A 23,949-nucleotide genomic window follows, 5' to 3' on the forward strand; every position below is an offset into this window, starting at 1 on the left:
TCCGACCGGGCCGCGCGGCAAGGAGATATATTGCCAGACCGCGAAGCGATGTGGGACGTCAATTCCACTCTTCACAAGTCCTACACAATGTATCGCTTCCTATATAAGAAATAGAAAGGCTGGTGCAGAAATACTGCACGTATCAGATGATGACCCTTCGGTTTAGAGATATATAAAGATCGGTCACCTGTAACTGTCTATCTACCCGCGCTTTTGCTAAATAAACCAGCGCTTTAGATAAAAAGAGGGAGCGCCGCGCACAGCGCGACACTCCCCTAGCGATTCAAGAGAATCAATTAGGCCTCGAGAGCCTTCTTGGCGATGGTAGCCAGCTCGTTGAAGGACTCGATGTCCTCGTAAGCCATTTGAGCCAGGACCTTGCGGTCGAGCTCGATGCCGGCAACCTTCAGGCCGTGCATGAACTGAGAGTAAGAGATGTCGTTCAGGCGAGCAGCAGCGTTGATACGGGTGATCCAGAGAGAGCGGATCTCGCGCTTCTTGTTGCGGCGATCACGATACTGATACTGCAGGGAGTGCTGGACCTGCTCTTTAGCATGCTTGTAAGTACGCGAAGCGGCACCGTAGTAACCCTTCGCACGGTGCATAACGGTACGGCGCTTCTTCTTGGCGGCAACAGCGCGCTTAATACGTGCCATGTTCTATCAACTCCTAGACGGTAAAACGAAAAATGGGAACGCGAACTTAGGCGAGACGCGACTTGATGACCTTGCGGTCGGCAGCGGCAATCTCGGTCTCCTGACGGAAGCCACGCTTACGCTTGGTGGACTTCTTGCTCAGGATGTGGCTCTTGAAAGCCTTGGCGCGCATAAGCTTGCCGGTACCAGTCTTGCGGAAACGCTTCTTGGTGCCGCTGTGGGACTTCATCTTAGGCATGAAATACTCCTTAATCGGTTACAGAACACTAGTTACTTGGTATCGCTTGCCGCTTTATCCTCATCGAAGGCGCCCTTAATCGGGGCGAGCAGCATAAGCATGTTACGGCCTTCCATCTTAGGCTTGGACTCGACCGTAGCGTAAGGCTTGAGATCCTCGGCGAGACGCTCGAGAACGTTAAGACCCTGCTCCGGGTGAGCCATCTCACGGCCGCGGAACATGATGGTGATCTTAACGCGTGCGCCCTTCTTGAGGAAACGCAGAACGTGGCCCTTCTTGGTCTCGTAGTCGCCAACGTCGATCTTGGGTCGGAACTTCATTTCCTTGACCTCGACCTTGGACTGGTTCTTACGAGCGGCCTTGGCCTTCATGGCCTGCTGGTACTTGAACTTACCGTAGTCCATGACCTTGCAGACCGGCGGCTCCGCGTTGGGAGCGATCTCGACCAGGTCGAGACCCTGATCGTCGGCGACGCGCTGGGCATCGCGGATGGCGAACAGGCCGAGCTGAGAGCCATCGACGCCAATCAAACGGCACGAAGATGCAGTGATCTCGTCGTTGATGCGGGTGTCATCAGACTTAGCTATTTTCCCTACCTCCATTCATAAAAAAATAACCCGGCGCTTCTTTGCAACCAGGTCGTACACATAGACATCCTCGGTATGAGGAAGGGAATCTAAGTTGTATGACCAGTCAGCTGCTCATTGGCGCCAAAAGGTGGGAACCCTCAGGTTCCTCTTTAGGGCATTGCGGGAACAACGCCTTGCGAATAATAACACGTACCGCGCGTTATCACATTACGTACACGAAAAAGGGGGCCGCAACCCCCTTGAAGCGCAGGTGCATGTATGGTGCCCGAGGCGAGACTCGAACTCGCACGTTGTTGCCAACGGTGGATTTTGAGTCCACTGCGTCTGCCAATTCCGCCACTCGGGCACGTAATGCGTGAGTTAGTTTATCACAGCTTTCTGTTGATTAGTCCGAAAATGGAACTTCGAGCATTTCGATGAGTTCGACCGAACGGAGCATCTCACGCTGGCGGCACCCGCGTCCGTTAACCGAGGCTTCGCCCATCTGGTTGTCGTAGGGATCCTCGCGCATGCCGTCGAAAGCAGGCACAAACTCAGCCTGGAATCGATCGTTGGCCACCATACGCCACGGGTCGAGATTGCCAAAGTAGTGACGACGACGCCACTCCTCCCCCATCCTGCGTGCGGAGGAACCAAACGATACGTCGGCGTTAAGCCAACCGGTCTGGGGTGTATAGAACTCGGCCCAGTCGTGCGGTCCCACCGAATCGGGCGCAACATACAGGCCGCTCTGCCAACGGGCAGGAACGCCCGCGATGCGGCACATGGTGATAAACGTGAGCGCCATAACGCCGCAATCGCCGCGGAGCGAGTGTGCGCAGTCGTCGGCAATAGATCCCAAAAGCAGGTACGGTGGCTGATAGCGATAGTCGATATGCTGTGTCAGGTAATCATAGATAGCACGGGCGCGATCGAGCGGATCCTCGAGCCCGTCAACGACATGTTCGGTCAGTTGTTGTAAATATGGCGTGAACTCAATGTGCGGACGGTCCTCGGAGGTGTCCTCGGGCAGCGGCGCGTCCATACACGGATGCGCCGGAAGCGCACCCCCATAGATATCGCGATAAGCGGCATCGATTTGATAGCGATAGGTCACTGAGAACGAGCGATCAGTCAAGGAGACCCACGAGGCAGTACGCGCCGAGGCGCTCGCAGGAGCAACGGCCCCCTCCGGCGTCATATCAAGCATCTCGACCTGAGATTGCTGGCGGCAGGCGGCGGCAACGGGAAGCCACGCGCGAACAGTCTCTCCCTCCAAAGCACCGGGGACAGACACGCATGCCTTAAGCGTGATGGCGCGAGACAGCCCGCCCCGCGACTCCATCTCCTCGAGCATCTGGTTGCGCAGCGCAATTCCATCCGTAGAATCGGGACGCAGACCCGGGACCTCCTTGGGGTACACGCGAAGTGAATCGAGGAAGTTATCGAGAACAAACAGCTCGCCATCGATAAAGCGCCAGTCAATACGCTTACGATTAATCAGGTCATCGAACTGCTCTTCGGTAAACTCAGGCCACTCCTCGCGAATCATCGCAATGGCCCGATCACGCGACACCGAAAAATGAAGCGGCGTCTCGAGCATGCGATACCGCTCTGCACGAACACAAGCAGCCAGCGAAGGCTCAGGGTTCTGCTCCAAAAGGCGATCGCAGGCAGCAACAGCCTGCGTCAAATATCCGGCATCCTTAAGACGAAGAATCTCAGGCGTTAGCCCAATATCGAGATGGCGAAAATCATCACAGCAAACATCGACAGAGCAACCAACAGGGCCCTCGTCAATAACCTTCTCATCCGAAGGCAGTACATCAATAACAGCCATACCAAACTCCAAGTCATTAGAACTCTTGAAGCACATTGTAGCGAGATAAAAAAGAAAGCCCCAATAAAGGAGCTCTCAACACCGATAAACGGTACCTCTAAAAATGAATTCAGACTTGTAAGCCTGCGGCGTTAAACGAAGGAAGCCCCGTCCCCCGGAACCGTTTCCTTGGCGCGACTTCTGGCGAAGCCAGTAGCCATTTTAATTCAGCCCAGTAACCCTGTAGCGAGTTAACAAAGGAGGCCCCGTTTCCCCGGAGCTGATTCCGTCGCGCGACTTCTGGCAAAGCCAGGTGAGCGCGAGGGAAACAGCGTAGGGGAAACGGGGCCTCCGGCGGGAAGTTAAACCGCTACTTACGCCTTGTTGACGGAGCCAAACTCCTCCATGAGCTCCTTGGTGCGGGCAACGATGTTGTCGCGACCAGGCTTGAGGAGCTTGCGGGGGTCAAAGCCCTTGCCCTGCTGATCCTTGCCAGCCTCGATGTACTCGCGGACGCCCTTGGCGAAGACGAGCTGCAGGTCAGTGTTGACGTTGATCTTGGAGATGCCCAGGGAGATGGCCTTCTTGATCTGATCCTCGGGGATGCCGGTGCCACCGTGCAGAACGAGGGGCAGGTCACCGGTCTGGGCCTTAATCTCGCCCAGACGCTCGAAGGAAAGACCAGCCCAGTCGGCGGGGTACACGCCGTGGATGTTGCCGATGCCGCAGGCGAGGAAGTCGACGCCCAGGTCAGCGATCTGCTTGCACTCAGCAGGATCAGCGAGCTCGCCGCTGGAGGTCACGCCGTCCTCGGTGCCGCCGATGCCACCGACCTCGGCCTCGATGGACATGCCCTTGGAGTGGGCAAGCTCAACGAGCTCCTTGGTGCGGTCGAGGTTAAGCTGGAAGGTCTCCTCGTGAGAGCCGTCATACATGATGGACGTGAAGCCGGCCTCGATGCACTTGAAGCAGTCTTCGTAAGAACCGTGATCGAGGTGAAGGGCGACGGGAACGGTAACGCCCGTGGCCTCGACGGCAGCCTTGACCATGTCGGCGCAGACCTTGAAACCGCCCATCCACTTAGCGGCACCAGCGGTGCACTGAAGGATCAGCGGAGACTTGGCCTCCTCGGCGGCCTGGAGAATAGCCAGGGTCCACTCGAGGTTGTTGGTGTTGAAGGCACCAAGACCGTACTTGCCGGCCTCGGCCTTCTTGAGCATGTCTGCTGCGTTGACGAGCATAAAAGAAACCTCCTGTAAGGTTGCTCCGATAACGCCTGAGATTTTACCACGGCGCACCCGAGCATAAACGTTCGTTTGTTCACGAATATCGTCCAAACAGACTTTTTTGACCGTTTGCCCTACGAAATCGACCCGTTGGGGAAAAATAGCTTGACGTTTGGACGCTTCTCGTGCTTCAAAAGCCGACTATTAAGCTACATCTGCATGAAAGGGCTCTGCATGAGCTCGCGTGCCATGGTGGTCGAATCGCCATGGCCGGTTAGGCAAACGGTATCGGGCGGGAGAAGCTGGGCGAGCTTGGAGAGCGAGCGCAGGATCGCCGCCTCGTCTCCTCCAGAAAGATCGGTGCGGCCATGCCCACCCGGGAATAGCGTGTCGCCCACAAAGGCAATGTTCCCCTGCTCAGTGGCGGCGAACAGAACGATGCCGCCCGGTGTGTGCCCGGGCACCTCAATTACCTGCAGGCAAATGTCGCCCAGCTCAATGGTGTCGCCCTCGGCAAGCAGCCGCGTCGGCTCACCTGGATCGGGCGTCTCGATGCCCCACATCGCTCGCTGCTCCTCGATATTCGCATGCGGCACTGCTGCGTCCTTGCCACACAGCTCGTACAGGACGTCGGCGCCAACGGCGGCCCGAACTCCAGCGACACCGCCAACATGGTCGGCGTGACCGTGCGTGCAAACGGCGCCGAGCACCTGCACATCGGGGTGTTCGGCTCGAATATGCTCCACCAAGCGCTCGCCTTCCCATGCGGGGTCGATAATCACGCACTCATTGTCCGAAATGACAGCATAGCTATTGGTCTGAATGGGACCGTTTACGAGCGTCTCGATCTCGACCGATCCCTTGGGAGTTAAATCCAAGGACACAGCACTCATGTCCCTCTCCTCTCTATAGAACTCGAGGCATCAAACGATGCCTCGAGTGTAGCGAATATCGATAATATGGCACGTTCGTCGCGACTAAACGCGGCGCTTAAGCTGGGCTCCACCCTCGCCGGGCATCAAGCGACGCGCGTCGTAGACCGAGTCAACGCTGCTGATAGAGGCCAGCAGCGGATCCAGACCACTCGCGTCCGAGATCTCGACCATAAAGCGCAGGGTTGCAATACCCTCGCGGTTGGTCGACGTGGCGGCAGAAAGGATATTGCCACCCGCATCGCCAATGGCAATGGTGACATCCTTGAGCAGGCCCATGCGGTCCAGGCACTCGACCACGATCTCGACCTGGAAGAGGGTGTCGGCAGCGCCGTCCCATTCCACATCGATCATGCGCTCGGGATGCTCCATAAGACCCTTGACGTTGGGGCAGTTGGCGCGATGCACCGAAACGCCACGACCGCGCGTGATGAAGCCGACGATGTCGTCGCCCGTCACGGGGTTGCAGCAATGGGCCAGACGGACCAGCAGGCCGCTGTTGCTCTCGCCCTTGACGATAATGCCGTTGCTGGCGCTCTTGCCGCGCTTTTGCGGCTTGCGGTTGGAGCCGCGGGCAGGCTGCTTGACGACCTCGGCGATAGCCTCGGCCTTGGTGAGCTGTTCCTCGGGTTTGGGGTCCAAGATTTGCTCGACCTTATTGCCAACGGCACGTGGGGCGACTTTGCCCGCACCAACGGCGGCAAACAGGTCCTCGAGCTGCTTATAGTTAAACTGCTCCGCCACGGCGTTGAGCGCACGCGTGGATCGTGGCGTAGAGATGCCATATCCGCGCTTGCGCAGGTCCTTAGCCAGTATATCGCGGCCGGCGGCAGCGTCGTCGTCCTTGGTCGCGGCGGCGAAGTAACGGCGGATCTTTGACTTGGCGGAAGGTGTCTTAACGATCTTGAGCCAATCACGCGACGGCTTGGAACTCTTGTTGGTCAGAATCTCGACACGGTCGCCCGTCTTGATCTCGTGCGTGAGCGGGGCCACCGCACCGTTGATCTTAGCGCCGACGCAGTGGTTTCCCACCTCGGTGTGAACGGCGTAGGCAAAGTCGAGCGGCGTGGAGCCGGCACGAAGCGCCATGACCTCGCCCTTGGGCGTAAAGACGAAAATCTCCTGATCGAAGAGGTCGACCTTCAGCGAATGCAGGTATTCCTTGGCGTCGGTGATCTCATCAGACGCAGCCCAATCGAGCGAATGTTTGAGCCAGTTAATCTGGTCATCCAGACGCTGGGCATCATTGGTCTTAGACGCAGACGATCCGCCCGATTTCTTATACAGCCAGTGGGCGGCAATGCCGTACTCGGCCTGCTCATGCATCTCGTAGGTTCGAATCTGAATCTCGAGCGGACGAGCCGTGGGTCCGATAACCGTCGTGTGAAGCGATTGGTAGTTATTGACCTTGGGCATGGCGATATAGTCTTTAAAGCGACCGGGCATGGGGTGCCACAGCGTATGCACCGCACCGAGCGTGGAATAGCAATCGCGCACCGAATGGGTGATGACGCGCAGCGCCACCAGGTCGTAAATCTCGGAGAACTCCTTGCCCTTGCGCTTCATCTTTTGATAGATAGACCAATAGTGCTTGGAACGGCCGTTGATCTGAAAGCCCTCCAGGCCAATGCGGTTGAGCTCATCGGTGAGCGTCTTGATAGTCTCGGCCAGATAGCGCTCGCGAACCTCGCGCGACTCGGCTACCATGCGCGAGATGCGCTGGTAGGCATCGGGCTCCAGGTAAAAGAAGGACAGGTCCTCGAGTTCCCACTTGATAGAGCTCATGCCCAGACGGTCGGCCAAGGGCGCGTATACGTCCATGGTCTCGCGGGCCTTAAACAGGCGACGGTCCTCGCGAAGGGCCGCCAGCGTACGCATGTTATGCAGGCGGTCGGCAAGCTTGACGATAATGACGCGGATGTCCTTGGACATGGCAAGGAACATCTTGCGCAGCGTGAGGGCCTGCTTCTCGTCCATGCTGTCGACTTCGATGTTGGTGAGCTTGGTCACGCCATCGACGAGCTCGGCCACCGTATCGCCAAACAGGCCGGAAACATCGGCAAGCGAGGTCTCGGTATCCTCGACGGTATCGTGCAACAGCGCGGCGCACACCACATCGCAGTCCATCTTGAGATCGGCCAAAATGATGGCCACCTCGACGGGATGGTTGATGTACATCTCACCCGAGCGGCGCTTTTGGTTGCAGTGCTTCTCGGCAGCAAAGCAATAGGCCTGCTCCACCTTAGAGAAGTCGTCCTCATTCATATATTTGAGGCACAGGCGCTCTAGCTTGTCGTAGCTGTCCGCCATAATCTCGGGCGGCAGCTCATCGGCATGCTTATAGTGCTCCATCTCCGAAAACGGCTGGAGGGTGGAATCATGGGCGGTACGGGCTGCGGCATCCATCGAGGTCCCCTTCCCCTAGGCCCGCGGTACGATCGGGCGGTTAACTTTGGCTAGCATATCAGAAGCGCACGAATCGAGCGCCCAGCTCCGGAAAGCCGAGAACTCCATGCGCGAGCGCAAGCCCTCCAAATAGCGAATTGACCTGCTCAATTGCACGCGGCCAGGGTTTTCGGCCATCGCGATGCGACGCGTATCGTCAAACCCCGAAACGCGACAGAAACCGAGCTCTTCGAAGATTCCCAGGCCGCTTTCCACCGAGCGCTCGTCGACCGGCGTGCGAGCATCGATGGCAAGGCACATCTGCGCAATGTCGATATCGCTTGCGCAGAATGAATCGTCCCCCGTCTTGCCACGGTTGGAGCGCCACATGGTCTGCAGCGCTCGATAGAGCGTGACAAGCTCATCGCGCTCGGGCGCGTAACAGTCGAGTAGGCGCTCGTTAATGCGAGCGTCACGCGACGAATAGAGCAGGTGAATCACGGCAGGTTGGCCGTCGCGACCGGCGCGTCCGCTCATCTGGTTGAACTCGATGGCGCCAAAGGGCATGTGGTAGAGCACGACATGGCGGATATCGGGCAAGTTCACGCCCTCACCAAAGGCAGAGGTCGAAACGATGCAACTGAGGTTTCCGTCACGAAACGCTTCCTCTACGCGGCGGCGATCGGAACGCGCGAGCCCGGCGTTATAGAACGCGATATGGGTCGCACAGTCTGGCACGCGTTTGCGCAACGTCTTGGCGAGCGCCACGGACTGGTCGCGCGAATTGACGTAAATGACGGTCTTCTCCCCCGTCGCCACGATCGACACCAAACGATTCTCGCGGCTCGCAAGGTCGCGGTCGTCCTCGAGCTGCAGGTTCTCGCGCACCGTCTCGTCGACCACCGTGCGAGTAATCGGCAGCATGCGGGCAAGCTCGGCCACGACCGGAGCCGTCGCGGTGGCCGTCGCAGCCATAACAACCGGGTCGCCCAGGGCTTTGAGGATATCGGGCATGTCGAGATAGGCGCTGCGGTCGCCGCCCTTGGCAAGGCCGGCGTGGTGCGCCTCATCGATAACGACAAAGCCGATGCGGCCCGAACGCGCGAAGCGGTCACGGTGGATAGATAGGAACTCGGGCGTCGTGAGCACGATACCGGTGCGGCCCGAAGCTAGGCCGGCGAACACATCATCGCGTGCGGCCTCCACGGTCTCGCCGGTCAGCACGCCAACGCCAATGCCAAGCGCTGCCATCGTCGACGAGAGGTGATAGGCCTGGTCGGCAACAAGCGCACGCAGCGGATAGACAAAGATGCTCGCACGTCCGCGAAGGACAGCCTCGCGCGCAGCATGTACATGGAAGATGAGAGACTTGCCGCGGCCCGTTCCCATAACGGCCAAGACGCTCTGGTGGTCGGCCAAGGCATCGAGCGCCTCAACCTGCGCGCGGTGCGGCTGGTTCGATCCGACAAAGCTATGGATAAGCGAACGCGTGAGCTCGGTATAGGAAAGCTGGGCGAGCGTCTCGCGCTTACGCGACTCCAGGCGCAGGCCGGAATCCGCCGGCTGCACGCCACGACGAAGCTCGCATGCCGGATCGTCGACGCTGGGCAGCGTGGTATCGCGGACCAGAACATCCTTGATCATGAGCTTGGGCTTCACACGCCCCTGCCAATGCTCGGCAACGGCCTCGAACACCAAGTCGACAGCGCTATCGCAGTTGATGAGCTTATCGATTTGCGGCACGCGGAACATAATGGCCGGCACACTCGCGGCGCCATCGGTCGCCACAAAGCGCATGTGCTCGCCGGTTTTGCCCACCACGGCGCGGTCGCACATCGTCACGCCCTCGGCAGCCAGCAGCGGCACCTTGTTGCCCTGGCCAAACGGCTCAAGACGGGAGATCTGCTCGATGGTCTCGATATTCAGCTCGGAAAGGTCGACGGTGGCGGCGACCTCGTCGGTGTCTTCAAAGTCCTCGGCGGGAAGCTCCGATAGCACGGCGGAAAGGCGGCGGCGGAACTCATCGAGCTTGGATGCCTCGATGGTCACACCCACCGCACCGGCATGTCCGCCGCGACGAATCAGCAGGTCGGAACAACGCTCGACGGCGTCGAACAGGTTGACCTTGCCCACCGAGCGACCCGATCCGCGCGCAACGCCGTCCTCAATCGAGAAGAGCAGCGCCGGCACGTGATAACGGTTGGTCAGGCGGCTCGCTACGATACCCTTGACGCCCTCGTGCCAGCCCTCGCCACCCACGACGATTGCGCGACCGCCGTCATAGGTCTCCTCGACCTTTGCCATGGCGTCGCGTGTGAGCTCCGCCTCGATCTCGCGGCGCTGACGGTTGATTTCCTCGAGCTCGGCTGCCAGTGCACTTGCCTCGATAGGATCGCGGGCAAGCAGCAGGTCGAGCGCCAGCTTGGGATCAGCCATGCGGCCGGCAGCATTCAGACGAGGGATGAGCGAAAACGACAGGCCGTCGGCCGTAATGGTAGAAAGGTCGGCCTTGGCAAGTGCGGCAAGCGCGATATAGCCGGGACGGGCCGTCACGCGCATCTGTTGGATGCCCTCGGCGACCAGTGCGCGATTCTCGGGCGTGAGCGGCATCATGTCGGACACGGTGCCCAGCGCCGCGACCTCGATCAGCGAACGCCAATACGACGGCTTGCCCAAACGCTCGCCCAGGACCTGCACCAGCTTGAGCGCCACACCGGCACCGGCAAGCTCGCGCGAGGGACCCTCGTCCTCGAGCTTGGGGTCGGTCAGGGGCACGCCCTGCGGCACCTGGTCGGACGGCTCGTGATGGTCCGTGACCACCAAATCGATCCCCAGGCTCTCCAGATAGGAGACCTCCTCCTTGGCGGCAATGCCGTTATCGACGGTCACGATCAGGTTGGGTTGGGCGAGCTCGTTGACGCGGTCGAGCGCCGCACGCGACAGGCCGTAGCCCTCGTCAAAGCGATGCGGAATAAACGGCGTGACGTTGGCGCCAAACGAACGTAGCGCCTCGGTCAACAGACAAGTCGACGTAATGCCGTCGACGTCAAAATCGCCAAAGACCGCGATGTGCTCGTGGTTGCGAATAGCGCGCTCGACGCGGTCGGCAACGACCGCCATGCCCGGAATAATGAGTGGGTCGGCCCAGTCGCGATCGAGCGAAGGCGTCAAAAACAGCTGGCCTTCCTCGATGGATGTTATGCCGTGCGCAACCATAATGCGCGCCACCAGCCCGGGTATGCCCAGGCCAGCCGAAAGCTCCTTTTCGAGCTCGGGGTTTTGCCGAGCGACTGCCCAGCGATGCGTCGTCTTAAGCGATGACATAGGCGCCCACCCCCGATAGGGGCAGGTCGCCGCGATACCTCTCACGGTTCATAGCGATGAGTCCTCTGTGTATACCCGCTTCGGCAGGCAGATCTGTTGAACGGATTTATTATACCGTGCAGCGCGGACGCACAACGTCCAGCACGCCGCGGTTTCGATAAACGAGGGCGGTAATACCCTCGAAATAATCGAGCGTTTCTGACGCACGGACGCATGCGAGCGTCTAGCATATCCATTCAAAACGGATTCACGAGCAAAGGGAGTCACAAGAGCATATGAAGCAATGGGTTGGACTGGGCAAGTTTCTTGCGGGGCACATGCAGGTCATCGTTCCGATTTGCGTGACGCTCGGCGTGCTCTTTCCCCGGCAGATCGGCGTGCTCAAGCCCATCGTTCCCGCCCTGTTTGCCTTTATGACGTTCCAAGGTGCGCTCAGCAACACCTTTCACCAGGTGGCCGAGGTGTTCCGCCGTCCCCTACATTTGATTTTGGCGTTATTTGTCTCGGCCGTGCTCATCCCCATCGCGGCGTATGCCATGAGCTCACTGTTCTTTGGTTCCAACCCAAACCTTGTCTGCGGCATCGCGCTCGAGTACAGCGTACCCGTGGCAGTCACCGCCTTTATGTGGATTAGCATGTTCGGCGGCAACGGCCCGCTCGCGCTCACCATCATCCTGACGTCCTCGGTCATCTCGCCCGTGACGATTCCGCTCACGCTGAAGCTCCTGCTGGGTGCCACCGTCGCAATCGATGTTCCGGGCATGATGCAGAACACGGCCTTTATGATCGCCATCCCTGCCGTGTTCGGCATCGTGATCAACGAGCTCACGCGCGGATGGGGACATGAGAAACTCTCCCCCGCGCTTTCGCCCGCCTGCAAGTTCATGATGATGGGGGTCATCGCGTCCAACTCCACCGCCATGAGCGAGTACGTGTTGCACATGAATGTTGAGCGCTTGGAAGTCGCCCTCTTTATTTTGGTCTTCGCCATCAGCGGCTTTGTCGTCGGTTTTCTGGTCGCCCGTGCGTTGCACCTGCCGTATAGCGAGACGACCACCATGTGCTTTACCTGCGGCATGCGTAACATCTCTTCGGGCGCCGTCATCGCCACGCAGTACTTTCCAGGCGAAGTCGTGTTTCCCGTCATGTGCGGAACGCTGTTTCAGCAGGTGCTCGCCTCGGTTATCGGACATCTCTTTGAGCGACTGACCGGCGAGGAGCGCGCCGCCCAACGCAAGCGCGTCGAGGCCGGCCGCGACGCCATGGGACGCTAGACCGTCCGCGTTACGCGGGTGTTAGTCTTGCTATACGAGCGTTTCCAGATGCGCACGCAGGCGATCAGCATCGATATCGAGCGTGGTCTCGGCATTAACCTGGGCCAAACGATAGCCGACAAAGTAGGGCGAAACCACCCAACGCGGAAGCGCCTTGGCAATGGTCCGGCCGTCCATGTGGTAGAAGAACAAGTTGTACGACTCCGCGCGGCCGCCGTGGTGCTCGTGCAGGATATAGCGCAGGGCCACCTGAATCGCATCGGCAAACAGGTCCGCTTCGGCTTGGTCGCGGGCGTCGTCGCTGGCGGCGATTCCCTGTGGAGCCGAGACGTTGACCTCAAAGAATCCCATAATCGGTTCGGTTGAGATGTTGACCGAGATTCTCCCCTGCTGCCAGACAGCGATGCCTTCAAAGTTGGCTAAGGTCAGCGCCGCATAGCCGTCCTCCTGTTCCAAGCCCACAATCTGCATGTGTGGATGGACGAGGCTGCCGCCCGAAAGCGGACCTTTGTTCTTATACATGAGTACACTGCGGTACTGCTGGGAATCGATCATCTGCTGCCAACAGCCCAGAGCAAACCGCATCACATGGTGGAGTTCATCCGGCTCATAGGTCACCAAGTCGGCATCGTGATCTGCCGATTCAATCAACACGGTTTGACGGGTGGCGCGCAAGGTCTTGAACCTATTCTCGAGCCAGATGCAGTCACCATCGCGCTGGATGATGTTGGCGAGCCCCTCCGTGTCACAAAAGGGGCACGCGGTGCCATGGCGACGATTATCGTCGGGCTTACCGCTCGCCTGCTGGACGTCAAATACCAGCGCCACGGGTTATACCTCCAGCGGCACGATCTTGGTGCCATGGAGTTCGGAGACGCCCAGTGCCGCCGCCACGGTATCGCGATTGGCCGTGGAAATGCCGCCACCGGGAAGAATGGTCAGGCGGTCGCCCGCATACTCGACAAGACGCGACAGGTGCTCCAGGTTGTCCTCGATCGGCGTTCCGGCAGCACCACCATGCGTCAGGATGCGCGTGATGCCGCAGTCGGCGAGTGTGTCAATGGCATCGAGCTGAGCCTCGAGCGAGAGCTGGTCAAAGGCCATGTGGAAGGTGATATCGATGACCCCGCGCTTGCACTCCTCGGTCGCGCAGCCCGTAGCCATCACGAGGGCGCCGAGGGTGAGCTCGTCGAGCGCCCAGCCGCCGGCACAGGGCTTGCAGCAGCCAAAGACCAGGCCGTCAACGCCGGCGCTCACGGCAAGACCCAAGTCCATCTCCATCATGCGCAGCTCGTCCTGATTGTAGTGAAAGTCACCGCCACGCGGGCGAATCATGCACATCACTCGCGCGTCATGCTCGTGAGCATAGCTGACCGTAGTGCTGATAACGCCGGCCGAGGGCGTAGTGCCACCAACGGCAAGGTTGTCGCACAACTCGATGCGCTTAGCACCGGCATCGATAGCCGCCGGCACACGCTCAAAGTTCTCGGCACAAAACTCGTACAGCATAGATAGACCCCCAAAGACAGCAGATGTTTTCCGACGGGCATTGTCACACACCCCCATGAAGTTGCGGTGGAATAAGGACTCTTTTGACCTCTGAGGCTCCCATTTAGTCCCTATTCCACCGCAACTTAAAGGGAATAGTCGTTGGCATCTGCCACAACGTCGATGTTTTGGCAACGACAGCGAAAACCCGCCAGAGCGAGCAAGGTGCCTTGAAACGAGGCGGCATTGACCTTCTGGTCATGCCGCCGAAGTTGAAAGGCAGATTGCCGCTCTGGCGGGCTTGCAGCGTCGAGCCGTTAAGCGGTTTGGTAAAACCGCGTAACTAGTTAACCGCCCAGGTAGGCTTTACGCACGTTATCGTCGTGCAGGAGCTCTTGGCCGGTGCCGGTCATGGTGATCTTGCCGGTCTCGAGCACGTAGCCACGCGTGGCGATCGAGAGCGCCATCTGCGCGTTCTGCTCGACCAGAAGCACCGTGGTGCCGGCCTTGTGCAGGTCCTCGACAATCTGGAAGATCTGCTCAATCAGAATCGGCGCCAGGCCCATGGAAGGCTCGTCAAGCATGAGCAGCTTGGGGTTACTCATAAGGGCGCGCCCCATAACGAGCATCTGCTGCTCGCCGCCTGAAAGGGTGCCGGCGACCTGGCGACGACGTTCCTTCAGGCGCGGGAACTGCTCGTAGACGCGCTCCAGGCCCGGAGCCACCGTGGACTTGGGCTGCGTATAGGCACCCATCTCCAGGTTCTCCTCGACCGTCATCTGCAAAAAGGCGCGACGTCCCTCGGGAACCTGAGCCAGGCCCTTACCAACCAGCTTATCAGCGGGCGTATGGGTAATGTCCTCGCCCATAAACTTGATGGAGCCGGTCTTAGAGCGCAGCAGGCCCGAGACCGTCTTGAGCGTTGTGGACTTGCCGGCACCGTTCGCACCGATCAGGGCCACGATCTCGCCCTCGTTGACGTTAAAGGAGATGTCCTTGATGGCGTGGATGGCGCCGTACCAGACGTTGATGTTGTAGACGGAAAGCATCGGCTCTGCCATTTAGTTCTCCCCCTTATCCTGCTTGCCCAGATATGCCTCGATAACGGCATCGTTGTTCTGGATTTCCTCGGCCGTGCCCTTGGCGATAACCTTACCAAAGTTGAGCACGCAGATGCCCTCGCAGATGTTCATGACGAGCGACATATCATGCTCGATAAGCATGATGGCAATGCCAAAGGTGTCGCGAATCTTGACGATGTTCTCCATGAGCTCGGCGGTCTCGGACGGGTTCATGCCGGCGGCAGGCTCGTCGAGCAGCAGCAGCTTGGGGTTGGTGGCAAGCGCGCGGACGATCTCCAGGCGGCGCTGAGCGCCGTAAGGCAGCGAGCCGGCCTGTTCGCTTGCCAGATGCTCCATATCAAAGATGGACAGCAGCTCCATGGCACGCTCATGGGCGTCCTTCTCGTGCTTCCAGTACGTCGGCAGGCGCAGCACGCCCTCAAAACCGGAATAGCGCTCCTGGTTGTGCAGACCGACCTTGACGTTGTCCTCCACCGTCATGGTGTTGAACAGGCGGATGTTTTGGAACGTACGGGCGATGCCCATGCGGTTGACCTGATAGACCGACTTGCCCGAGGTGTCCTCACCGTCGAGCAGGATGGTGCCGTGCGTGGGCTGGTACACCTTGGTGAGCAGGTTGAAGACCGTGGTCTTACCGGCACCATTGGGGCCAATCAGGCCGGCGATCTCGGTCTTGCCGATAGTCAGGCTAAAGTCGTCGACTGCCTTAAGGCCACCGAACTCAATGCCCAGGTGGATGCACTCGAGCGCCGGGCGCTGGCCCAGATCGCGATCGGGAACGATGGCGCCAGAAGGATACGGGACCATCTTGCCCTTGTTGAACTCAAATTTACTGGGCATCGGCTGCCACCTCCTTCTTGGAAGCAAAACGGTCCTTGACGCGACCGAAGAACGCTTTAAGCTGCGGGTTGTTGGTAAAGATCATGACCAGGATCAGCACGATGGCATAGATGAGCATGCGGTAGTCCGAGAACTGACGGAGCAGCTCGGGAAGTACCGTGAGCAACGCCGCTGCGATGACGGAGCCGCGCATATTGCCCAGACCGCCCAAGACCACGAACACCAGAATCAGAATCGACGTGTTGAAGTCGAACTTAGTGGCGGAGAGCTGCGAGAAGTTGCCGCCGAAGAGGGCTCCGGCAGCGCCGGCGAGAGCGGCGGAAACCACGAAGGCGATCATGCGGTACTCGGTGACGGAGATGCCCACGGACTCGGCTGCAATCTTGTTATCGCGCACGGCCATGATGGCACGGCCGGTACGGCTGCGCACCAGGTTGAGCACGATCACGAGTGCGACCATGACCAAGATGGCACCGGCAAGGAAGGTCGAGTACGTCGACACGCCCGAGGCGCCCTGGGCGCCCTTGATGATGGCGGTGCCGTCCTCGAGCAGGTGCAGGTCGTCGATCGTGGAGTTGCCCGTGATGTTAAAGATCACATGCAGGCCGTGGGAGTCGACGCCCACGATAAGGCAGGTGACGATCTCTTTGATAATCTCGCCAAAGGCCAGCGTCACGATAGCCAGGTAATCGCCGCTCAGGCGAAGGACCGGGATGCCGATCAAGAAGCCCAGGATGGCGGCAGCGATGGCGCCGACCACGATGCTGATGACAAGACGTATCGGATCGGAGGGAACGGCGCTCTCGAGGGCGACCGCGGTAACGATGCCTGTATAGGCGCCGACGCTCATAAAGCCCGCGTGGCCCAGCGACAAGTCGCCCGCGATGCCGACGACGAGGTTAAGGGAGATGGCCATAACGATGTAGGCCGTGATGGGAACCAACTGGCCGGCGATCATGCGCGGGATCATATGGTTGGACTGCATAAAGAACACGATGGCGAATGCCACGATGCACATGGCGTACGTGACAAAGTCGTGACGCGTCTGCTTGTCTTTAAGGAACTTCATAGCGCTCACCTACACCTTCTCGGGGACGTACTTGCCCAAGAGGCCGGCAGGCTTGACGAGCAGGACGATAATCAGAACACCAAAGACGATGGAGTTGGCAAGGCTCGTGGAAATGTAGGCCTGGGCCATCGCCTCGATGATGCCGATGAGAATGCCACCGACAAAGGCGCCGGGGATGGAACCGATGCCACCGAAGACAGCGGCATCGAAGGCCTTGATGCCAGGCATGGCACCCGTCGTGGGCTGCAACACCGGCGAGTAGGAGCACAGCAGCACGCCGGCGATGGCGGCAAGGGCGGAGCCGATGGCGAACGTCATCGAGATGGTGCGGTTGACGTTGATGCCCATGAGCTGAGCGGCGGCCTTGTCCTCGGACACGGCGCGCATGGCCTTGCCCATCTTGGTCTTGCCTGTAAAGAACATCAGACCGGCCATGATAACCAGGCAGGCGACGATGGTGACGAGCGAAACGGCGCTTACGTTGAACTTGGCCAAGAACTCCGGCACCGGGAAGGTGACGAGCGAAGTGAAGTTCTTGGGCGTGGCGCCCCACAGGAGCTGCGCGGCGTTCTGCAGGAAGTAGGACACGCCGATGGCCGTGATCAGAACGGCCAGCGGGCCTGCTTGGCGCAGCGGCTTATAGGCCAGACCCTCGATGAGAACACCGAGAACCGTGCAGACCACGCAAGAGAGAACTACAGATGCCCAGCCCGGGAGGCCGAGATACGACGTGGCGCAGAACGAGACATAGGCACCGACCATGATGACGTCGCCGTGAGCGAAGTTCAGCATCTTGGCGATACCGTAGACCATGGTGTAGCCTAACGCGATGATGGCGTAGACGCTGCCCATGGACAGGCCGTTGACCAGGTATTGGATAAAGACCGTCATGTTCCACATCCCCCTTTCGAATAGGTTTCCAGTTGATGTATGAAACAGGGACGTTACGTTGTCCCTAGATACCAAGCAAGCAGGGAAGGCCAAAACCTCCCCTGCTTGGAATCAAAACCGCTCTATATAAGGCGGCAAATTAGGCCTGTACGTACTTGCCGTCGGTAATGACGTACGCCGTCGGGTCCTTCTGGACCTGACCCTTGTCGTTCCAGGAGAGCTTGCCAGTCAGGCCGTCAACAGTAATCTTGAGCATAGCCTCGGGAAGCTTCTCGGCAACCTCGGTAGGGTCGGCGTCGACGCCCAGGCCGGCCTCCTTGAGAGCCTCGACCACAGCATGCACGCCGTCGTAGGCGTCGGCGGCAAACTGGTCGGGGGTATCGCCGTACTTATCCTTGTAAGCGTTGACGAAGTCGGCGTTCTTCTCGTCGTCGGCGGAGAACGGGGTCATGAGCAGCAGACCCTCGGCAAGAGAGGTGTCGAAGCCCTCAACGCCCAGGATGCCGTCCATGCCGTCGCAGCCCATCATCTTGACGTCGTAGCCCATGTCCTTGGCGTTCTTGAGCAGGACGGACGCCGGCGTGTAGTAGATCGGCGCAAAGATCATGGTGGCGCCGGACTGCTTGGCCTTGGTCAGCTGGTTGGTAAAGCTCGTGGCGGAGTCGTCCTTAAAGGTCTCCTCGTCGACAATCTCGAGCTTGGATTCAGCAGCCTGGGCCTTAAAGGCATCCGCGACACCCGAAGAATAGGCGTCGCCAGAGTTATAGAACAGCACGAACTTCTCGTCCGCATACTTCTGGGCCAGGAACTTGGCAGCGTTGACGCCCTGGTTGGGGTCGGTAAAGCAAACCTGGAAGACGCAATCCTTGCCGTCAGTGACGTCCTCGGAGGACGCGGACGGGGTAATCATGAACGTCTTGGGGTCGTTACCGCACTCTGCGGCAACGGCAACCGACGCACCCGTGGTGGTCGGGCCGACGAGGGCCTGCATGCCCCAGTCGAGCAGGGTGTTAAAGGCGTTGACGGCCTTCTCGCCGTCGGCCTGGTCGTCCTCGGCCTTGCTGGCAAGCGGCAGCTCCTTGGTGGAGAAGTCCTTGCAGCCAAGCTCGACGCCCTGGGTAACGGACTTGCCGTAGGACGCGGCGGCGCCGGTCAGCGGGCCGATGGTGCCGATTTTAAACGAAGCGTCGCCCGAAGCGGAACCACCGTCGCCGCCGTTGGAGGAGCAGCCCGCTAGAATGGACATCGCCCCCAGACCTGCTGCGCTCGCGATAACGCTCCTGCGATTCATAACAGGGTTCAATGACTTACCGTTGAGGCTCGACATGCGGCTCTCCTCTCAAATCTCGTCGGGTTTTGGTTGCCCGACAGGCCATCCTTCGCCGTGTTCGGCGTTCGCAAAATACTAGACGCTTTAGTTAAGGAAAGTGGTGATTATTTCAACTTTTCTTTTGCTTTGTCCATTTATCCATAATTCTGCGTATTTCTCTCTATTTATGCAGCTTAGCCACTTTATTGTGTGAGAGTAATGTTTCCACTCTGTTACAAGCGTGCCTGCTCTGATTAAAACAGCCTCACCGGTCGCGTTTTGTGCGCACCTAGGCGGCAATGTACTTGCCGTCTTGGATCGCATAGGCTGTAGCGGGCTTCTCGACCTGACCCTCGTCGTTCCACGTCAGCTCGCCCGTCAGGCCCTCGATCTTGATCTTGCGCATGGCCTTGGTCGGCTGGTTGATAAAGCTCGTGGAGGAGTCGTCCTTAAAGGTCTCGGTATCGACGATGTCGAGCTTGGATGCCTTGGCCTGCTCGGCAAAGGCATCGGCGATCTCGCCCGAGACGGCGACGGCGGCAGCGGTGGTGACGGGGCCGACGAGCGCCTGCATGCCCCAGTCGCACAGGGCAAACCTTATGGTGCAAACGTTGACAGTTTGTTACGGAAGTTCGTTTGTAGCGAGCGTGTTTCCAATGTTTCCGCAGCGTTTCGGGGGTGACGTTTTGTGCGACTCCTGTTAACTGGCGAGCACGCGCCCTCGGTTCACGCTAGAATGCACTCAACCTTTAAGCGGTTAATCCATCCATAAGATGCACGAAGGAGCTATCTATGAGCGAACCCCTGCGCACCGTGAACGTCGGCCTCATCGGTCTGGGAACCGTCGGCGGCGGCGTGGCCCGTCTGATCAAGAGCCACCACGATGAGTACCTGGCAGCCTACGGCATCGACCTTAAGCTGACCCGCGCCTGCGCGCTTGCTTGGGAGCAGGCCGAGTCGGCAGGCATTGAGCGCGAGGCCTTTACGAGTGACTGGCACGACGTCGTCACCGACCCCGCCGTCGACATCGTCGTCGAGCTGATCGGCGGCGAGCATCCCGCAACCGAGATCTTTACCACTGCCTTTGAGCACGGCAAGCACGTCGTCTCTGCCAACAAGGCCCTGCTGGGCCGTCACGTCGAGACGCTTGCCGAGAAGGCGCGTGCGTGCGGCGTGCAGATTAAGTGCGAGGCCAGTTGCGGCGGCGGCATCCCCATCGTGAGCACGCTTGAGCACGACCTGGTGGGCAACAAGATCCTGACCATCGCCGGCATCCTCAACGGCACCACCAACTATATCCTGTCGCGCATGGACGCCGAGGGCGCCGATTACGCCGACGTGCTCGCCGACGCGCAGGCCAAGGGCTATGCCGAGGCCGACCCGTCCGCCGACGTCGACGGCTTCGACGCCGCCAGCAAGACGGCCATCCTCGCCTCCATCGGCTTTGGCACCCGCGTTACCACCGATGATGTGTACCAGCAGGGTATCCGCACCATCGGCGCCGAGGACATCGCCCAGGCCCGCGAGCTCGGCTACACCATTAAGCTGCTCGGCATCGCCCGCAACACCGACGCCGGCGTCGACGTCCGCGTGCATCCCACGCTGATCCCCGCCGACCACATGCTTGCCAAGGTCAACGGCGCCATGAACGCTGTTTACGTAGTGGGCGACGCCGTGGGCGAGACCATGTTCTACGGTGCCGGCGCAGGCTCCTTCCCCACCGCGAGCGCCGTCGTGGGCGATATCCTGTCGCTCTCCGAGCAGATCAGCCGGGGCGTGGCTCCGCTGCCCGAGATTGAGCCCTATGGTCACAACCTCGCCTTTAAGCCCATGGACGAGCTCCAGACCAAGTACTATGTGCGCCTGAAGGTCGCCGACCGCGTGGGCGCCCTGTCCGAGACGGTCGACATCTTTGCCAAGCACAACATTTCGATCTCGCTCATCAACCAAGTCGAGGACGGCAAGTCGGGTGTCAGCGATGCCTGCTCGGTCATCTTCCTGACGCACCGCGCACTCGAGAAGGACGTCCAGGCTGCCGCCGCGGAGCTTGCCAGCGTCGACTGCGTGGCCGAGGTCGCCAACGTCCTGCGCATCGAGGACGTCGAGGCCTGGACCGAAGGCGTCATGGCCAACTAGTTCGGTTTACACCCCACAACGCATTTGCTCGAAGGGCTCCCGTCTGGTCTTGGACGGGAGCCCTTTCATTTGCACGCTCGGGGCGCATTGACGCGATCCGCGTTTGAACAATTTGACCGTTCGGTGTCAACCAGGGATACCGCTCACCGATAAGCAGGCATGTTTGCTTTTGTCCGCCGCTATCCTGTGCTGCGTACGTCCACCCCCGAAGAATGGAGGCACCATGTTGCTCGAGGGCAAGAAAGCAATCATCACCGGAGGCACGCGCGGTATCGGCTATGCCATCGCCTGCCGCTTTATCGAGGAGGGTGCCACCGTCACCGTCTTTGGCTCGCGTCAGGAGACCGCCGATGCGGCCGTTGAGAAGCTGACAGCCATCTATCCCAACGCCAAGGTCTGGGGTCGCTCCTGCGACCTCACCTCACTCGAAGCCGTGACCGAGGCCTTTACCCAGGCTGCAGCCGATATGGGCGGTCTCGATACGGTCGTCAACAACGCCGGAATCTCCCAGCGCTCACCCCTTTTGGACTATACAGCCGAGGAGTTCGCCAAAGTTATGGACCTCAACGTCGTCGCCGTCTTTAACGGTCACCAGGCTGCCGCCAAGATCATGACCGAGGCCGGCCACGGCGGCACCATCACTACCACAAGCTCGATGGTCGCCAAGTACGGCCAGCCCTCTGGCGTCGGCTACCCCACGTCTAAGTTTGCCGTCAACGGCATGGTCCAGTCGCTCTCGCGCGAGCTCGCCCCCATGGGCATTCGCGTCAACGCCGTTGCCCCAGGCGTAACCAAGACCGATATGGTCGCCAACCTGCCCGAAGAGGTCATCAAGCCCATCATCGCCACTATTCCGCTCGGTCGCATGGGCGAGCCCGAGGACGTTGCCAACGCCTTCGTTTTCCTTGCGAGCGACATGTCCTCCTATGTCACGGGCGCCATCCTCCCCGTCGACGGGGCAGCCCGCTCCTAAAGGTCGAAAGTTTCGGCTTCGAACCTCAACAGAGTTCAACGCAAAAGGCGCGCTGTCCGCATCAACCGCAGGCAGCGCGCCTTCTATTATTTGGACGGAACCCGTATCCCGACATTCCTTGCTACTTGCCGTCGTCGTCCTGGGCTTCATCGCGCGCATAGAGCTCTAGCATGCGGCGGCGGTATTCGTGTACGGCAAGCTTGGCGCGCTCCAGGCGGCGGCGCTCACGCGGAGTCAGCTTGGACGGGTCAATCTCGTCGCCATAGGTCTTCTCAGCCAGCAAATGAGCGGCATCCACGATGCGGGCATCGATGTGGCCGCTCGCTGCCTCGGCGGAAAGACGCTCGGCAATCGTATCGAGCGTAGGCAGGCCCTCAAATACGCGACCGTGGCCATGCGAGGTCAGCAGCTCGTGCTCCCGTGCGAGCAGGCTCGCCAAATCGTGATGGGCGCGCAGGATGTCGAGCGCATCGGATGGATGCTCGGCAACTTCTGCTACAGCGGCGACCGGTGCGGCGTCGACCACGCGGTAGAAGAGCTGCGCGAGCAGCGGCATCAAGAACACCGTGATGGCACCGGCGGCAACCATGACCGACGCAATATCTTGCGACAGCGCGCCCGCGTTGACGGCCACGCTCGTTACGGCAACGATGATCGGCAGCGCCGTGGTGCAGTAGAGCGCCACGGTAATGCGGCCATACGCCGACACATCGCGCGTCACGGGACAAATGCTCATAGAGATGAGAATGGGCACGGCACGAATGATCAGCAGCGCCAAGATAAAGCCCACGAGTAGCCCGGGGCGCGACACCACGGCCGTCAGGTCGATCTTAGCGCCCGACACGGTAAAGAACACCGGGATCAAAAAGCCGTAGGCCAGGCCGTCGAGCTTGGTCTCAAGCGTATGGTTGCCCTCGGGGATGATATAGCGCAGGACAAAGCCGGCGGCAAAAGCGCCCAATACGATATCGAGGCTAAAGATGGCCGAGAACGCCACGAGCGTGACCAAAATAAGCACTGTCAGGCGTACGAACGTCTGCGACGTGGTATCGGCGCGCTCCTCGACAAACGCAAAGAAGCGGCTGCCGACGCGTTTGGAGCGGCTGGGGACCACGGCAAGCAGCACGCACACGGCGGCAAATAAGCCCAAGATCAGCAGCGTCTCGATGCCCGTACGGGCAGACAGCAGTACCGACATGGCGAGCACGGGGCCGAGCTCGCCCCACGTACCATAGGCAAGAATCGAATCACCGACGCGCGTTCCGGCAAGCAACCGCTCGCGCAAGATGGGCATGAGCGCCCCAAGCGCCGTCGAGGTCAAGGCGAGCGTCACGGCGATACCGTCGAAATGGCTGACCGAGAACCACGGGGTAAAGCGCACGGCAAGCCAGGCGATACAAAATGTGACAGCCCACGTGGCCATACCGTAGCGACCCTCGACGCCCGTGATGTTCTTGGGATCGATCTCAAAGCCGGCAAGCAGGAACAAAAATGCCAGACCGAGCTCTGACACGAGCGAGACCTCGGCATCTACATGGATGACGCCGAGCATATGGGGTCCCAGCACCGCGCCGAACACGAGCAAAAAGACCGTTTCGGGAACGGGCTTTCCGGGAATCGCCGAGGCGATGAAGGGGCTTGCAAAGGCCACGAGCGCGATGATGGCGAGTGAAACGAATGCCATGTGATGCCTTTCTCTTGTTTGCGCATCACTGTAGCACCCTCGCCGTCCTCAACG

20 protein-coding genes and 1 tRNA gene are annotated in these 23,949 nt (G+C 59.8%); 3 read left to right on the forward strand and 18 right to left on the reverse strand.

Annotation, left to right across the window (positions count from 1 at the left end; all coding sequences use genetic code 11):
- Positions 1–296: 296 nt before the first annotated feature.
- From rplT to recJ, 9 genes are all read right to left on the reverse strand, one after another.
- A complete protein-coding gene (rplT, locus tag DXC18_RS04570; RefSeq protein WP_006234421.1) occupies positions 297–656 on the reverse strand; it encodes a 50S ribosomal protein L20 in 360 nt (119 codons plus the stop codon).
- A gap of 46 nt (positions 657–702) precedes the next feature.
- Positions 703–894, reverse strand: a complete 192-nt coding sequence (gene rpmI, locus DXC18_RS04575) for a 50S ribosomal protein L35 (protein ID WP_006234422.1) — start codon at positions 892–894, stop codon at positions 703–705.
- A gap of 32 nt (positions 895–926) precedes the next feature.
- On the reverse strand, positions 927–1,496 hold the full coding sequence (gene infC, locus DXC18_RS04580; RefSeq protein ID WP_006234423.1) for a translation initiation factor IF-3: 570 nt from the start codon (positions 1,494–1,496) through the stop codon (positions 927–929).
- A gap of 247 nt (positions 1,497–1,743) precedes the next feature.
- Positions 1,744–1,830 (reverse strand) — tRNA-Leu (locus DXC18_RS04585).
- A 39-nt stretch (positions 1,831–1,869) separates the two neighbouring features.
- Positions 1,870–3,303 (reverse strand): transglutaminase-like domain-containing protein, encoded by a 1,434-nt coding sequence (locus DXC18_RS04590; RefSeq protein ID WP_117582921.1) that lies wholly within the window; start codon positions 3,301–3,303, stop codon positions 1,870–1,872.
- A gap of 353 nt (positions 3,304–3,656) precedes the next feature.
- Positions 3,657–4,523, reverse strand: coding sequence for a class II fructose-1,6-bisphosphate aldolase (fba, locus tag DXC18_RS04595; RefSeq protein WP_035137086.1), 867 nt, complete (start codon positions 4,521–4,523; stop codon positions 3,657–3,659).
- 194 nt (positions 4,524–4,717) lie between these two features.
- Complete coding sequence (locus DXC18_RS04600; RefSeq protein ID WP_117629661.1) at positions 4,718–5,401, reverse strand: MBL fold metallo-hydrolase; 684 nt, start codon at positions 5,399–5,401, stop codon at positions 4,718–4,720.
- Between the two features lie 84 nt (positions 5,402–5,485).
- Positions 5,486–7,846, reverse strand: coding sequence for a bifunctional (p)ppGpp synthetase/guanosine-3',5'-bis(diphosphate) 3'-pyrophosphohydrolase (locus tag DXC18_RS04605; RefSeq protein ID WP_117582919.1), 2,361 nt, complete (start codon positions 7,844–7,846; stop codon positions 5,486–5,488).
- A 15-nt stretch (positions 7,847–7,861) separates the two neighbouring features.
- Entirely contained in the window at positions 7,862–11,149 is a 3,288-nt protein-coding gene (recJ, locus tag DXC18_RS04610; protein WP_117716458.1) for a single-stranded-DNA-specific exonuclease RecJ, read from the reverse strand.
- Positions 11,150–11,424: 275 nt separating this feature from the next.
- On the opposite strand from recJ, the gene DXC18_RS04615 reads away from it, so the two are divergent.
- Positions 11,425–12,423, forward strand: coding sequence for a bile acid:sodium symporter family protein (locus DXC18_RS04615; protein WP_117582917.1), 999 nt, complete (start codon positions 11,425–11,427; stop codon positions 12,421–12,423).
- A 30-nt stretch (positions 12,424–12,453) separates the two neighbouring features.
- Here the strand turns inward: DXC18_RS04615 and DXC18_RS04620 are convergent, their stop codons facing one another.
- The 8 genes from DXC18_RS04620 to DXC18_RS04655 all read right to left on the reverse strand — a co-directional run bounded on the left by DXC18_RS04620 (position 12,454) and on the right by DXC18_RS04655 (position 19,676).
- A complete protein-coding gene (locus tag DXC18_RS04620) occupies positions 12,454–13,251 on the reverse strand; it encodes a DUF4931 domain-containing protein (RefSeq protein ID WP_117716459.1) in 798 nt (265 codons plus the stop codon).
- Between the two features lie 3 nt (positions 13,252–13,254).
- Positions 13,255–13,932, reverse strand: a complete 678-nt coding sequence (locus DXC18_RS04625) for a copper homeostasis protein CutC (protein WP_117582915.1) — start codon at positions 13,930–13,932, stop codon at positions 13,255–13,257.
- A 326-nt stretch (positions 13,933–14,258) separates the two neighbouring features.
- Complete coding sequence (locus tag DXC18_RS04630; RefSeq protein ID WP_035137222.1) at positions 14,259–14,960, reverse strand: ABC transporter ATP-binding protein; 702 nt, start codon at positions 14,958–14,960, stop codon at positions 14,259–14,261.
- A 12-nt stretch (positions 14,961–14,972) separates the two neighbouring features.
- Positions 14,973–15,833 (reverse strand): ABC transporter ATP-binding protein, encoded by an 861-nt coding sequence (locus DXC18_RS04635; protein ID WP_117716460.1) that lies wholly within the window; start codon positions 15,831–15,833, stop codon positions 14,973–14,975.
- A complete protein-coding gene (locus DXC18_RS04640; RefSeq protein ID WP_117716461.1) occupies positions 15,823–16,902 on the reverse strand; it encodes a branched-chain amino acid ABC transporter permease in 1,080 nt (359 codons plus the stop codon). Before DXC18_RS04640 ends, DXC18_RS04635 begins: the two co-directional genes overlap by 11 nt.
- Before the next feature lie 9 nt (positions 16,903–16,911).
- Positions 16,912–17,793 carry a branched-chain amino acid ABC transporter permease gene (locus DXC18_RS04645; protein WP_040358647.1) on the reverse strand — a complete coding sequence of 294 codons (882 nt, stop codon included), beginning with the start codon at positions 17,791–17,793 and terminating at the stop codon, positions 16,912–16,914.
- 139 nt (positions 17,794–17,932) lie between these two features.
- Complete coding sequence (locus DXC18_RS04650) at positions 17,933–19,120, reverse strand: ABC transporter substrate-binding protein (RefSeq protein WP_117716462.1); 1,188 nt, start codon at positions 19,118–19,120, stop codon at positions 17,933–17,935.
- 271 nt (positions 19,121–19,391) lie between these two features.
- Positions 19,392–19,676, reverse strand: coding sequence for a hypothetical protein (locus tag DXC18_RS04655; RefSeq protein ID WP_233509005.1), 285 nt, complete (start codon positions 19,674–19,676; stop codon positions 19,392–19,394).
- A 218-nt stretch (positions 19,677–19,894) separates the two neighbouring features.
- Between DXC18_RS04655 and DXC18_RS04660 the strand changes: the two genes are divergently transcribed.
- Together DXC18_RS04660 and DXC18_RS04665 are read left to right on the forward strand one after the other, a co-directional pair.
- Positions 19,895–21,238 carry a homoserine dehydrogenase gene (locus DXC18_RS04660; RefSeq protein ID WP_117716463.1) on the forward strand — a complete coding sequence of 448 codons (1,344 nt, stop codon included), beginning with the start codon at positions 19,895–19,897 and terminating at the stop codon, positions 21,236–21,238.
- Between the two features lie 223 nt (positions 21,239–21,461).
- Positions 21,462–22,211, forward strand: coding sequence for an SDR family NAD(P)-dependent oxidoreductase (locus tag DXC18_RS04665; RefSeq protein ID WP_117716464.1), 750 nt, complete (start codon positions 21,462–21,464; stop codon positions 22,209–22,211).
- A gap of 121 nt (positions 22,212–22,332) precedes the next feature.
- Here DXC18_RS04665 and DXC18_RS04670 read toward each other — a convergent pair whose 3' ends face one another.
- Positions 22,333–23,895: a cation:proton antiporter gene (locus tag DXC18_RS04670; protein ID WP_117716465.1), complete on the reverse strand. Its 1,563-nt coding sequence runs from the start codon at positions 23,893–23,895 to the stop codon at positions 22,333–22,335.
- Positions 23,896–23,949 lie beyond the last annotated feature (54 nt).

Origin of the sequence: Collinsella sp. OM08-14AT (assembly GCF_003438115.1) — a bacterium.
Lineage (GTDB): Bacteria > Actinomycetota > Coriobacteriia > Coriobacteriales > Coriobacteriaceae > Collinsella.

Coding starts and splice junctions, on each gene's coding strand:
- DXC18_RS04590 (WP_117582921.1), bottom strand. CDS start 3,303: ATGGCTGTTATTGATGTACTGCCTTCGGATGAGAAGGTTATTGACGAG.
- DXC18_RS04650 (WP_117716462.1), bottom strand. CDS start 19,120: ATGTCGAGCCTCAACGGTAAGTCATTGAACCCTGTTATGAATCGCAGG.
- DXC18_RS04625 (WP_117582915.1), bottom strand. CDS start 13,932: ATGCTGTACGAGTTTTGTGCCGAGAACTTTGAGCGTGTGCCGGCGGCT.
- infC (WP_006234423.1), bottom strand. CDS start 1,496: ATGGAGGTAGGGAAAATAGCTAAGTCTGATGACACCCGCATCAACGAC.
- DXC18_RS04660 (WP_117716463.1), top strand. CDS start 19,895: ATGAGCGAACCCCTGCGCACCGTGAACGTCGGCCTCATCGGTCTGGGA.
- DXC18_RS04645 (WP_040358647.1), bottom strand. CDS start 17,793: ATGACGGTCTTTATCCAATACCTGGTCAACGGCCTGTCCATGGGCAGC.
- DXC18_RS04600 (WP_117629661.1), bottom strand. CDS start 5,401: ATGAGTGCTGTGTCCTTGGATTTAACTCCCAAGGGATCGGTCGAGATC.
- DXC18_RS04630 (WP_035137222.1), bottom strand. CDS start 14,960: ATGCTTTCCGTCTACAACATCAACGTCTGGTACGGCGCCATCCACGCC.
- DXC18_RS04655 (WP_233509005.1), bottom strand. CDS start 19,676: ATGCAGGCGCTCGTCGGCCCCGTCACCACCGCTGCCGCCGTCGCCGTC.
- DXC18_RS04640 (WP_117716461.1), bottom strand. CDS start 16,902: ATGAAGTTCCTTAAAGACAAGCAGACGCGTCACGACTTTGTCACGTAC.
- DXC18_RS04665 (WP_117716464.1), top strand. CDS start 21,462: ATGTTGCTCGAGGGCAAGAAAGCAATCATCACCGGAGGCACGCGCGGT.
- rpmI (WP_006234422.1), bottom strand. CDS start 894: ATGCCTAAGATGAAGTCCCACAGCGGCACCAAGAAGCGTTTCCGCAAG.
- DXC18_RS04615 (WP_117582917.1), top strand. CDS start 11,425: ATGAAGCAATGGGTTGGACTGGGCAAGTTTCTTGCGGGGCACATGCAG.
- DXC18_RS04670 (WP_117716465.1), bottom strand. CDS start 23,895: ATGGCATTCGTTTCACTCGCCATCATCGCGCTCGTGGCCTTTGCAAGC.
- DXC18_RS04635 (WP_117716460.1), bottom strand. CDS start 15,833: ATGCCCAGTAAATTTGAGTTCAACAAGGGCAAGATGGTCCCGTATCCT.
- recJ (WP_117716458.1), bottom strand. CDS start 11,149: ATGTCATCGCTTAAGACGACGCATCGCTGGGCAGTCGCTCGGCAAAAC.
- DXC18_RS04605 (WP_117582919.1), bottom strand. CDS start 7,846: ATGGATGCCGCAGCCCGTACCGCCCATGATTCCACCCTCCAGCCGTTT.
- rplT (WP_006234421.1), bottom strand. CDS start 656: ATGGCACGTATTAAGCGCGCTGTTGCCGCCAAGAAGAAGCGCCGTACC.
- fba (WP_035137086.1), bottom strand. CDS start 4,523: ATGCTCGTCAACGCAGCAGACATGCTCAAGAAGGCCGAGGCCGGCAAG.